Genomic DNA, 11,865 nt, shown 5'->3' on the forward strand with positions numbered 1-11,865 from the left:
CGCTTATTCATACGCTATTCCTCCATTTAGAGTATAACATATGCAAGCGTTATTTTAAAGTAAAGCTATTTATGTCGTTTACTATAAAATGATGAAAAGGCTTAACAAATCATTTTTTCTGTGCTATAATAACTTTCGTCATGGGGCTATAGCTCAGTTGGTCAGAGCGCTTCGCTCACATCGAAGAGGTCTCCGGTTCGAACCCAGATAGTCCCACCATAAACCCGCTGATAGCGGGTTTTTTCATGCCCTGAAAAGGAGAGTTCGTGGTATAATAAGTTGGCTAACCAATGTAGAAATCAAGGAGGATATTATGATTACCGGAGATATTCATCATCTGGAAGCTTATGAAAAGCAGCTTCCGCCTTTTATTCGTAAGTGCCTTTCGGTCATCAGGGATTTTGATTTTACTGCTGTTCCTGACGGGAAATATGAGCTTTGCGGCTGCACCATGTCCGTAGAGTCTCCTGCTACGGAGCCGGAGGAAGACAGGAAGCTGGAGGGACATAAGAAATTTATTGACATCCAGTATGAAATCAAGGGGGAGGAAGAATGGATAGGGGTAGAGTCCCTTTTTGATTCTCCCAAAACTTTGGAATCCTATAAAGACAGGGATTTATATTTCTTTGAGTCCATGAGGGAAAAGGAATCGAAGGTCTATTTCACAGAAGGAAGGTTTGCGGTGTTTTTCCCGGAGGATCTGCACCGGCCTCTCTGCGAGGGGAGAAAGGGAAAGGAAATTCTCAGAAAGGCTGTCATGAAAGTTCCGGTAGAAAAGGTTCGGTAAAAACGTGATTTTCTCTTTATCGGCCTAAACTTATCTTCGGTAAACATGTTCTTTCGATTGACTATTGGTCAATAATCTGCTATCATAAGAACAATTCAAAAGAGCAGGATAGTTTTAATTTGCCCAAAACTGCTCCACCATCTTTTCAAGGGGGTTATGTATGAAATATAGAAAATTGGCTGCCGCAGTCATGGCAGCAGGGCTTCTTTTGTCTGGCGGAGTCTTCCTTGGCGGCTGCGGCTCTTCCCAGCAGGCGGCGGGACAGAAGCAGGCTATCAAGGTTTCCACATTTAAGCCGTTCAAGTCTGATACGCCGATTATGAGAGAGTATACAGGCTCTATTATGGCGCTGCAGGAAGTACCGGTCCGCTCCAAGGTGTCCGGCACTGTTATGGAGAAGTATATTTCCGGTGGTGAACAGGTAACCCAGGGACAGCCCCTTTATCGGCTGGATACAAGGAATTACAGTTCCCAGCTGGCTAATGCCCAGGCCCAGGCTGCCCAGGCTGCTGCCAATTATGAAAATGCAGCCACTGATCTGGCCCGCTATGACCAGCTCATTGCATCCGGCGCTATTTCCCAGAAGGTATATGATAACCAGAAGGCGGCAGCGGAAGCCTATAAGGGTGCCATGGAGGCAGCCCAGGCACAGGTGGATATCGCTTCTACTAACCTGGGGGATACCGTCGTGACGGCTCCTTTCAATGGCAAACTTTCCATGGATGATGTGAATATTGGCACCTTTGCTACGGCCGGCACCACATCCCTTGTCACCATTTCTTCTTCCGATCCTATTTACGTACAGTTTGATATGTCGGAAAATGAATACCTGGCTTTGAACAAGAGCCATGATGGAAACGGTACGGCGGGACTGGGGGATAACCTGAAAATCCGTCTGTCCGACGGCTCCATCTACGACCACACCGGTAAAATCGTGCAGGTGAACCCGAACATGAACGGCGGGCAGCTTTCCATGAAGGCGGCCTTCCCGAATCCTGACAACCTCCTGGTGCCCGGCATGTATGCTTCCGTGGTTTCGGATAATGAAATCGCCAAAGGGTCTCTTCTCATTCCCACCAAAGCACTGGTACAGCTCCTGAATAAGGATATTGTAGACGTGGTGGTAGATGGCAAGATTGCCCAGAAGTCTGTCAAAGTGGGCGGCACCTACGGTATCTACACCATTATTGAAAGCGGCCTCGATGAAAATGACGTTATCGTTGTGGACGGCCAGAACAAGGTACAGGTAGGACAGGCTGTGGCTCCGGAGGAAACGACGAAGGACAAACTGGAACAGGATGCCAGAGATTCCGTCAAAGGCCAGAGCGGCACTGCTGCAAAGCAGTAAGGAGGACCTATGGCTAATTTCTTTATCAAGCGTCCTATCTTTGCTATCGTTGTGGCGCTGGTGGTTTCCATTGCAGGGTTTCTGGCAATTTTCTCCCTGCCGGTGGACCGCTATCCCCGGATTACGCCGCCCCAGGTTTCCGTAAGGGCTACCTATCCCGGCGCTGATGCGGAAGTCGTTGCCCAGACGGTGGCGGAAGTCATAGAAAAGAACGTTGTAGGGGTGGAAGGGTTCGACAGCATGAACTCCAACAGTAACTCCAACGGTTCCTATTCCTTAACAGTACAGTTTGCCATGGGCACGGACTCCGACCTGGCTACTGTCCGTGTACAGAACGGTGTTACCGCTTCTGATGCAGGCCTGCCGGATACGGTTAGAAATATCGGCGTTACCACCAGAAAATCTTCCGGTGATATGGCCCTGGTGGTGAGCTTCTATTCTCCTAACGGCACCTACGACAAGAATTTCCTGAAAAACTATTTCAGTATGAACTACCTTGATGAACTGAAATCCATCAAGGGTGTAGGTACGGTGCAGGAATTCGGTTCCGACTTTGCCATGCGTATCTGGATGGACCCCACCAAGATGGCGCAGAACAATATCACCGCTTCCGAAGTGATTTCCGCGGTTACCAACCAGAACAGGCAGATTGCCGCCGGCAATATCGGCGCGCCTCCTGTTTCCATGGACCAGCCCTTCCAGTATGTCATCACCGCCAAAGGCCGTCTGGTGACTGCTGAAGAATTCGGCAACATCGTGCTTCGCACCAACAGCGACGGCAGCCTTCTCCGTTTGAAGGATGTGGCCCGTACAGAGCTGGATGCGAAGGACTATAACTTTATTTCCAGAGCAGGCAACTATGAAACCTCTGCTGTGGCCTTCTCCCTGACCGATGATGCCAATGCAGTGGAAACCATCGGTGCCATCAAGGCCAAGCTGGCGGAAGACGCCAAATCCTTCCCGGATGATATGAAGTACGTTATCAACATGGATAACACCGATTTCATCTACGCATCTATCAAGGAAGTGCTTCATACCTTTGTGGAAGCCCTCATCATCGTAGCTATCATTGTGTATATCTTCCTGCAGAACTGGAGATCTACCCTCATTCCAATGATTGCGGTGCCCGTATCCCTTCTGGGTACCTTTGCTTCCTTTGAAATTCTGGGCTTTACCATTAATACCCTTACCCTCTTCGCCATGGTTCTTGCCATCGGGCTGGTTGTAGATGATGCCATCGTAGTTATCGAAGCGGTGGAATATGAAATGCGCTACAACAACATGAACCCGAAGGAAGCCACCGTAGCAGCCATGCAGAAGGTGCAGAGCCCGGTTATCGGCGTAGCCGTGGTACTGGCTGCCGTATTCGTACCGGTTGCCTTCCTTGGCGGCATTATGGGTATCCTGTACAAGCAGTTTGCACTGACTATTGCGGTTTCCGTCATTCTTTCCGCCTTCACCGCCCTTTCCCTGACACCGGCCCTCTGCGCCGGCCTTCTGAAACCGGCTAAGAAGAAAGCGGATAAGGGAAGAATCGACCGTATGTGGGACCGCTTCAATGACGGCTTTGACCGTATGATTGAAATCTACGGCATGATTCTCCAGAAACTGGCCCATGCCATTTATGTACCGCTGGGCGTGCTCTTTGTCCTTTTCGTTGCGGCTACTTTCATGTTTGTGAAACTGCCTACGGCCTTCATTCCGCAGGAAGATAACGGCTTCTTCCTGAATGCCATTTCCCTGCCTGAAGGTTCTGTGAACGTCAGAACCGCCCAGTACCTCACTGAATTCCTGAAATATATCGGCGAGGATCCGGCAGTAGAAGTGACCCAGGGCGTAGTAGGCATGGATATTCTTTCCGGCGGCCAGAAGCCTAACGCAGGTCTTTCCTTCGTTAAGCTGAAGCCCTGGGATGAACGTAAGACAAAGGACAAACAGCTTCCCGCTGTCATGGCAAAGGCCTTTGCCTTCAATGCTACCCATCCCGGCGTCACCCTTATGGCTCTTAACCCTGCTCCTATTCCGGGTCTCGGCAACTCCGGCGGCTTCACCCTCTACATCCAGAACAAGAGCGGCGACTCCAACGAAAACATGCAGGCTGTGATCGGCAAATTCCTGGCAGCTGCCAACCAGCGCCCGGAAATACAGATGGCCTACACCACCTTCCGTATGGATACCCCGTCCTATAACTACGATATCGACAGAGAAAAGGCTGCCAGAAACGGCGTCAACGTAGGTGATATCTTCACCGCCCTGCAGGCCTACTACGGCTCTGTACAGATTAACGATTTCACCATTTACGGACGTAACTTCAAAGTCGTGGCCCAGGCAGATACCCAGTACCGCATGAGTCCTAACGACAACAAGTTCCTCATGGTGAAGGACAACAAGGGCAACATGGTGCCAATTTCCAATTTCATTACACCTAAGAAGTCCAATGCTATTGCAGTCATTACCCGCTACAACAACTTCCCTGCCGTTAAGATCGGCGGCAACCAGGCTGACGGATACTCCTCCGGCCAGGCTCTGAATGCACTGGAAGAAGTAGCAAAGGAAACCCTGCCAAACGGCTACGGATATGCCTTCGCCGAATCCTCCGCCCAGGAACGGGAAGCCAGCGGCAAGACAGTTTACGCACTGGCTCTGGGTATGCTCTTCGTATTCCTGTCACAGGCAGCTCTCTACGAAAGCTGGAAAATCCCGTTCTCCGTCATCCTTGGTATCCCCACAGGCTTCTTCGGCGCCTGCCTCGGTGCCTTTGCCTTCAACGTGTATAACGACATTTATTTCCAGATCGGTCTTCTGACCATCATCGGTCTGGCCGCAAAGAACGCCATCCTGATCGTCGAATACGCCAAGGTCCGTGTAGACAGCGGTATGGAAGTGGTGAAAGCTTCCATCGAAGCCTCCCAGATCCGACTCCGCCCGATTCTCATGACCTCCCTGGCCTTCATTCTGGGCAACGTACCGCTGGCCCTCTCCACCGGCGCCGGCTCCAACTCCCGTTCTGAAATGGGTATCGCCGTAGTCTTCGGTGTGCTGTCGGCCACCTTCTTCCAGATTTTCATTGTACCCATGCTCTTCATTGTTATCGAAAGAATCCACGGGTTCAGAAAACCTAAGAAACCGGTCACCATTGATGAATAATGGATGAAATAAAAAAGTCTCCTTCGGGAGGCTTTTTTATTTTGGGGTGGATAGATGGTAGAGATTAGACGATAGATGGTAGATGATAGACATCAGACAGGGGAATCTAAACATAGCCTGCGGGACTCAAGGGTCTACTCCTTTGGGTACTTACGCACCACTTTCCCCTGCAAGCGACAATATGGGAAGGGGAGGACCCTCTGAACCCATTGAACCCGGGCCACGCGTGGGCTCCATATATGCTACAATCAAGACAGAGGTGATATTCATGAGCGCTTTATGGAACAGAAACATTTCGATGATTCACTGCTTCGGTGACAGCCTGACCGAAGGCTATGGCGTACTGCCCGGGCAGGGGTGGGTGGCACTGGCAAATCAGGGGCTGAAGGGGATTTCTCTTTACAATCACGGCGTATGCGGAAGTCTGTGCAGCGATATTTTGGACAGCCTGTCCGCCGCTTCCGGCAGGGTCAGAAAGGGCGAGGGCTTTTTCTTCATGGGCGGCACTAATGATATCCTCTTCGGTATCCGCCTTGTGGTACTGGAAAACATGGTGGATAAGAAGCTCTCTGCTCTGGCAGGAAGGATACCTCTTACCCTTGGCATTCCGCCGCTTTTCACGGAAATGAGTGTGGAAACGGGCTGGCAGGAGGCGGGCTCTTTTAAAAGAAACAGGAGAGACCTGCTGGAGTACCAGAAATTTCTCCGTGCCCTGGCCAAAAACCTGGGGATACGGGTTATGGATTTCACCAAAGCGTTCCCGCCTGAAGAAAAATGGTACACCGACGGTATTCATCCCAATAGAGAAGGCTATGAAAAGATGGCCCTTCTTGCGGTGAAAATGTGGAGCGGGGGAAATGGGAAATGATGTAGGCCTCATATCATCATTTCGACCGCAGCCGGTCCAATAAGAGTCTTCCTTTTAGTCGGCTGACCAATCGACAAGCAGCTTTCTGCAGGGAGATTTCTCGACGACCTTTCACTGGCTCCATGAACTTATGGAATCATGCCGGCTTGTACCACCGCTCGAAATGACGTGGAGTCATAGTGACACAATGCAAATCCCGTAACACTGACTTTATAATCATTGCCGCCGTAGGCGGTGCACAGCGAACTGGAGTTACACCAGCGAACATAATTTGCAGGAGCAAAGCGACTCACAAATTATTGTGAGTCGGTGATAGCCGTGCTGTAGGGAGTCGTCAGACGACTGAAAATCCAGTGAGTCGTTTCCCCTGTGGGGCAATCCACAACCCTCAGCCGCGAAGCGGCTGTCAAACCTGAGAACCCTCCGGCCAAAGGCCGGTCAAACTTAAGAACCTTCCTACACAACCTTCGGGCCCGAAGGGCCCGCCCCCCTTTGGTGGCTGGCGCCACCACCTTCTCCCTGCAAGCGGTGGGACAATAAATGGGGGAGGGAACCCTCTTAAAAAGGCCGCAACGCGGCCCTTTTTAAGAGTAGCCTTTTTCATGGCCCATGTCGTATAATATCTTATGAGATTACATTACATAACAGGAGGATATTATGATTCCGGTCATGACAAGGGAAGATATACATGATGCTACAGAGACATTTGCCCGGTATGGCGTGCCGGCGGATCGCATTTTTGATGAGATCATGCGGGCACGTTACCTGGATTATGTTCTTTTTTTAAATCCTACGAACCAGCAGTATGGCATTTCCATTGAAGATTTGTATAAAAATATGAAGGAAACGGCGGATAAGCTGGGAATGTATGAAGGGGATGCGGACACTTATGTAAGGGTGTATACGCTGGCCCTTCGGGTGGATCCCATGGTATTTGCGCCGGATGTTTCTCCTCTGGGTGATGAAATGAAGGCGCTTGTAGCTTATGGGGAAGAGCGGGCGGCTCAATCCGGGAAGACGGTTCTTTTTTCCGGCGCGGAGTCCTACCTCCCCTATGCTGCAAGGCTGTGGGACCATCTGTCGGACAAGCGTCTGGCTTTTGTTGTAAAAAGTCCCGTCTGGAAGAAAAGACTGCAGCTCCTGTTTCCCCGCTGCCGTTTTCTCTTGACCGGGGAACTTGCTGAGGATGAGGTGCGGTATGATTACATTTTCCATTGGGGAGAGTCTGGGGAAGAGGAGAAGCTGCTCCTGCCCCTTCTTTCGGAGGAAGGGCAGATGGATTGGGTGGTTCCTTATGAATCCTTTACCAGGTCTTCCGGCTCCATGGAAGGTGTGAGAAATGATATCCTGCAGAGCGGCCGCCTTTCCGGCTATTACGATCTGGCTGTAGGGGAGAGGGAATATGCTTTCCTTGGTTTTGAAAAGAAGGCTGGCCAGGTTTCCATCGGAAATATGGGGTTCACCGATGGAAAGTGTTCTTTCAAGAATCAGATGAAACTTCCCGTTTCCTCCTTCAAAGAAGCGGATGAATGGAATTGTGATGTGTATGCCTACAATGCTGTGCCTGCTCTCCAGGCCATTCTGGCAGGAAATATCCTTCAGATGGAGCATCCTCTGGGAGAGGAATTCCAGGGCGTAGAGAAGGAAATCCTTCCGGCCGGCCGTCATGTGATTTTAACACCTTCCGCTCTTACGGATTCAGAAATCCGGACGGAAGAATTGACAGCGGCGGTGTGGGATGAGGAAAAAGAGGGGGTCCTTCTTAAAGGAGGGGATTTGGCTCTTTCCTTATACAAAGGAGAGATTCATTTCTTCCCGGTATCAGAAGGGGAGGAATATGTGGCAGGAGAAGGGGTCTTCGGCCTTCGGAGTTCCGGTTTCTATACTCCCTGGTATCTGAAACTTTTCCTGGACGGGCCGGTGGGTCATCTGTTTCTGGAAACCATGAGGAACGGAGAGGATTATGCCTTTACCCTGTCCCGCCTTCTCCGTATGCCCCTTCCTGTATCGGACAGAGAAAAAATAGATGAAATCAGCAGGGCAGCCAGGGAATCCGTTTCTCGTCTGGCAGAAGCGGAAAAGAACTGGCGTCTGGTGAAGAGAAGTTCCGTAGGCATGATGATGGGTCATCCGGCCCTGTAGGAGGTTTTTATGAAAATCGTACTTGCAACCCACAATGCTGGGAAAATCAGGGAGTTTCAGAAGGCATTTTCGGAAATCGGATGGGACGCTGTGCCGGTGGCGGAAATAGCAGATGTGCCGGAACCGGAAGAAACAGGTACTACCTTTGAGGAAAATGCGCTTCTGAAAGCCCGATATTATGCGAAGGCTGTGAATTATCCCGTGCTTTCTGATGATTCCGGCATTATTGCCGACGCCCTGGGAGACAGGCCGGGCATTTATTCCGCCCGCTATGCCGGCGTCCACGGGGATGATGAGGCCAATAACCGGAAACTGGTGGAAGACCTTAAGCCTTACAAGGGAGAAGATAGGAAAGGGCGCTACGTGTGTGTAGTGGCTCTGGCATGGCCTGACGGGAAGGAAATGACGGCGGAAGGCACCTGCGAAGGGATTATCCGCGATTTCTACCAGGGAAAAGGAGGATTCGGCTATGATCCTCTCTTCTACCTGCCCTCCTATGGGAAGACCATGGCGGAACTTCCGATGGAGGAAAAGAATAAAATCAGCCACCGGGGGAGGGCTTTAAGGGCGCTTCTGGATAAGCTGGAAAATGCAAAAATGTAACAGGTGACCAAAAGTCATGGAGTCTATACTTATTAATACTTAAAAGGTATACCTGTTACCAGCCTATTTAAAAATATGTAACCTTATGTTATAATTTGAATGTTCCATCAAAGGGAACACAGGGAGGTGTCAGTTTACTTCATGAAAAGGAGTAAGCTTAAGCTTTACGGTTTCAACAACCTGACGAAAACTCTCAGCTTCAACATGTATGATGTATGCTATGCCAGCACGGAAGAAGAGAGAAAAAAGTATATCGCCTATATTGACGAGCAGTACAGTGCGGAGAGGCTCACCGGCATTCTCCAGAAAGTGGCCGACACCATCGGCGCCCAGGTACTGAATATCGCCCAGCAGGATTATGATCCCCAGGGCGCCAGCGTGACCATGCTCATTGCGGAAGAGGAAGTGGAAAAACAGGATGTGGTAGCCCATCTGGACAAAAGCCATATCACCGTCCATACCTATCCGGAAATGCATCCCCAGGACGGCATCTGTACATTCCGGGCGGATATTGACGTATCCACCTGCGGACAGATTTCTCCGCTGAAAGCACTGAATTTTCTGCTCCGTTCTTTCGAGGCGGATATCGTCATTACAGACTACCGCGTCAGAGGGTTTACCCGTGATGTGAATGGAAAGAAAATATTCATTGACCACCGGATCAATTCCATCCAGAACTACATGGCGCCGGAACTCCGGCATGCCTATGACATGATCGACGTCAATGTATATCAGGAAAATATTTTCCATACCAAAATGATTCTCCACGATTTCAAACTGGACAACTACCTTTTCGATATGACCGAAAAGGATCTGAGTCCTAGGGAACAGAAGAGAATCCGCCGCCTGCTGAAACAGGAAATGTATGAAATATTCAATGGCAGGAACATGCCTGCCATTAAAGACTGATTGTATTCTTTATCACAAGGAGGAAAAGAATGGATACTGCAGAACTGAAGAAAGAAGCCATTGCTCTTCGTAAAGAAAAGCACCAGATGATTAAAACCGCCCTCAATGCGGACATGAAAGACGGCCATGACCTGGCCATCGTATACACCCCCGGCGTTTCCGCTCCCTGCCTGGAAATCAAAAAGGATGAAGACCTGTCCCTGGAAATGACCTGGAGAGGCAACGTAGTTGCCGTTATTTCCGACGGCACCCGCGTTCTGGGCCTGGGCGACATCGGCGCTGCAGCTGCCATGCCGGTTATGGAAGGCAAATCCGCCCTCTACAAGAGATTCGGCAACATTGATGCTATCCCCATCGTCCTTGACACCAAGGATAAGGATGAATTCATCCACACCGTAAAACTTCTGGAAAAGAACTTCGCCGGCATCAACCTGGAAGATATTTCCTCCCCGAAATGCTACGATATTGAAGACGAACTGAAGAAAATCATGAACATCCCCGTATTCCATGATGACCAGCACGGCACTGCCATCGCTGCCCTGGCAGCTCTTCTGGGCGCCCTCAAAGTCACCGGCAAGAAAATCGATGAAATCAAGGTCGTCATGAACGGCGCCGGTGCAGCAGGCACCGCCATTGCCCGCCTCCTTCTGGAAGACGGCGTAAAACCGGAAAACATGACTATCCTCAACTCCAAAGGCATCCTCTATGACAATGGCAAACGGGACCGCGTACAGATGGAACTGATTAAGAAGACCAACCCCGAAAACAAACAGGGCACCTTCGCCGACGCCGTCAAAGGCGCAGACGTACTCATCGGCTGCTCCGCTCCCGGTGTATTCAACTGCGACGCCATCAAGACCATGGCCGACAAGAGCATCGTATTTGCCATGGCAAACCCGGTACCGGAAATCATGGAAGAAGAAGCTAAAGAAAAGGGCGTATTCATCTATGGCTCCGGCAGAAGCGACATGCATAACCAGGTAAACAACTCCTCCGTATTCCCGGGCCTCTTCCGCGGCGCCCTGGACGTAAGAGCCCGCCAGATCAACGAAGAAATGAAACTGGCAGCTGCTCACGCCCTGGCAGACTTGGCCACCAAGTGCACCCTGGATCCGGATCACGTAGTGGTAGATGTATTCGACGAAAGAGTACCCCATGAAGTGGCAAAGGCAGTTGCTAAAGCAGCCATTGCTTCCGGCGTAGCAAGAGTTACCGAACTTCCCCAGCAGTACAAAGACTGATCGGATCATGTGAAGAAATGAACTCCCCTGCAGAGTGGAAACTCTGTGGGGGAGTTTTTTTGAATTTTAGGGGATTGGGGAGCCGCCTGCGGTGGGATTGGGGTTGGAATCGGGTTCGCTATTCCCGAAGGGGCCTGCCGCCTTTGGCCGCAGAGGGGCGTATGGCATCCATCGGGCCTGACGGCCCTCGGTGCCAAGGGTTGTGGCCGCTGACGCGGCGGGGGCGGAGTTAGGAACACGCCCTTTGGGCGTGAGGGTTCAGAGGGTGCAAAAGGTGCAAAGGATTCAGAGGGTGGTGGTGGGCGCCTTTTGGGAATATGGGGGCGCCATTATGATAAAACCTTCACAACCGCCCTGGCGGGCGATGGAAAAGCGGCACCCCCTTTGGTGGCTGCGCCATCACCTTTCCCCCGCAGGCGGGGGGTACTATGGGTGCTGTGCATTTGTGCTACTTGACTCTGCGGGAAAACATAGAGGGGCCATATTCTACCCCCCTGAATAGGGTGGCAAGCGAACTTGGTTCGTAGGGGAGCAAAGCGACCTGAGAACCAAGTGAGACGCTTTCCCGTGGAGGGAGTCCGGCGCAGCCGGATAGGGGGTGGCCACCGGAGGTGGCCAATTCAGCAGAATGTTTAGCACGATTTATGCAGCAGAAAGAAAATCCCGTAACGCAGGCTCCTTCCACTGGAAGGAGCTGGGCGGAGCCCTGAGGATAGGTCTTTGCTGTGCAAAGGCGTCGCCGAAAGGCGGCATTTCACGGAAGAGTCACATTAGGCCCCTTTGGGGCCTCGGCCTTTCTGCGAAAGGCCTGCTATCCTCC

The 11,865-nt window shown here is 51.1% G+C and carries 8 protein-coding genes and 1 tRNA gene; all 9 read left to right on the plus strand.

Annotated elements, in window-relative coordinates; translation table 11 throughout:
- Positions 1–142 precede the first annotated feature (142 nt).
- The 9 genes from Q0482_RS06715 (at position 143) to Q0482_RS06755 (ending at position 11,045) form a co-directional block, all read left to right on the plus strand.
- Positions 143–219 (plus strand) — tRNA-Val (locus Q0482_RS06715).
- Positions 220–313: 94 nt separating this feature from the next.
- The gene (locus Q0482_RS06720; protein WP_299144902.1) at positions 314–787 is read left to right on the plus strand and encodes a YhcH/YjgK/YiaL family protein; all 474 of its coding nucleotides are present in this window, start codon (positions 314–316) and stop codon (positions 785–787) included.
- A gap of 160 nt (positions 788–947) precedes the next feature.
- Positions 948–2,135, plus strand: coding sequence for an efflux RND transporter periplasmic adaptor subunit (locus tag Q0482_RS06725; RefSeq protein WP_299144904.1), 1,188 nt, complete (start codon positions 948–950; stop codon positions 2,133–2,135).
- 9 nt (positions 2,136–2,144) lie between these two features.
- Entirely contained in the window at positions 2,145–5,282 is a 3,138-nt protein-coding gene (locus Q0482_RS06730; RefSeq protein ID WP_299144906.1) for a multidrug efflux RND transporter permease subunit, read from the plus strand.
- 268 nt (positions 5,283–5,550) lie between these two features.
- A complete protein-coding gene (locus tag Q0482_RS06735) occupies positions 5,551–6,150 on the plus strand; it encodes a GDSL-type esterase/lipase family protein (protein ID WP_299144908.1) in 600 nt (199 codons plus the stop codon).
- Positions 6,151–6,807: 657 nt separating this feature from the next.
- The gene (locus Q0482_RS06740) at positions 6,808–8,292 is read left to right on the plus strand and encodes a hypothetical protein (protein ID WP_299144910.1); all 1,485 of its coding nucleotides are present in this window, start codon (positions 6,808–6,810) and stop codon (positions 8,290–8,292) included.
- Between the two features lie 9 nt (positions 8,293–8,301).
- Positions 8,302–8,895, plus strand: a complete 594-nt coding sequence (locus Q0482_RS06745; protein WP_299144912.1) for an XTP/dITP diphosphatase — start codon at positions 8,302–8,304, stop codon at positions 8,893–8,895.
- A 141-nt stretch (positions 8,896–9,036) separates the two neighbouring features.
- Positions 9,037–9,804: an adenosylmethionine decarboxylase gene (gene speD, locus Q0482_RS06750; RefSeq protein WP_291057705.1), complete on the plus strand. Its 768-nt coding sequence runs from the start codon at positions 9,037–9,039 to the stop codon at positions 9,802–9,804.
- Positions 9,805–9,833: 29 nt separating this feature from the next.
- Positions 9,834–11,045 carry a malic enzyme-like NAD(P)-binding protein gene (locus Q0482_RS06755; protein WP_299144914.1) on the plus strand — a complete coding sequence of 404 codons (1,212 nt, stop codon included), beginning with the start codon at positions 9,834–9,836 and terminating at the stop codon, positions 11,043–11,045.
- The last annotated feature ends 820 nt before the right edge of the window (positions 11,046–11,865 follow it).

Origin of the sequence: uncultured Dialister sp. (assembly GCF_937959425.1) — a bacterium.
GTDB lineage: Bacteria > Bacillota > Negativicutes > Veillonellales > Dialisteraceae > Dialister.

Excerpts from the sequence above, each read along its gene's own strand:
- Q0482_RS06720 (WP_299144902.1), top strand. The coding sequence starts at position 314 with ATGATTACCGGAGATATTCATCATCTGGAAGCTTATGAAAAGCAGCTT.
- Q0482_RS06725 (WP_299144904.1), top strand. The coding sequence starts at position 948 with ATGAAATATAGAAAATTGGCTGCCGCAGTCATGGCAGCAGGGCTTCTT.
- Q0482_RS06730 (WP_299144906.1), top strand. The coding sequence starts at position 2,145 with ATGGCTAATTTCTTTATCAAGCGTCCTATCTTTGCTATCGTTGTGGCG.
- Q0482_RS06735 (WP_299144908.1), top strand. The coding sequence starts at position 5,551 with ATGAGCGCTTTATGGAACAGAAACATTTCGATGATTCACTGCTTCGGT.
- Q0482_RS06740 (WP_299144910.1), top strand. The coding sequence starts at position 6,808 with ATGATTCCGGTCATGACAAGGGAAGATATACATGATGCTACAGAGACA.
- Q0482_RS06745 (WP_299144912.1), top strand. The coding sequence starts at position 8,302 with ATGAAAATCGTACTTGCAACCCACAATGCTGGGAAAATCAGGGAGTTT.
- speD (WP_291057705.1), top strand. The coding sequence starts at position 9,037 with ATGAAAAGGAGTAAGCTTAAGCTTTACGGTTTCAACAACCTGACGAAA.
- Q0482_RS06755 (WP_299144914.1), top strand. The coding sequence starts at position 9,834 with ATGGATACTGCAGAACTGAAGAAAGAAGCCATTGCTCTTCGTAAAGAA.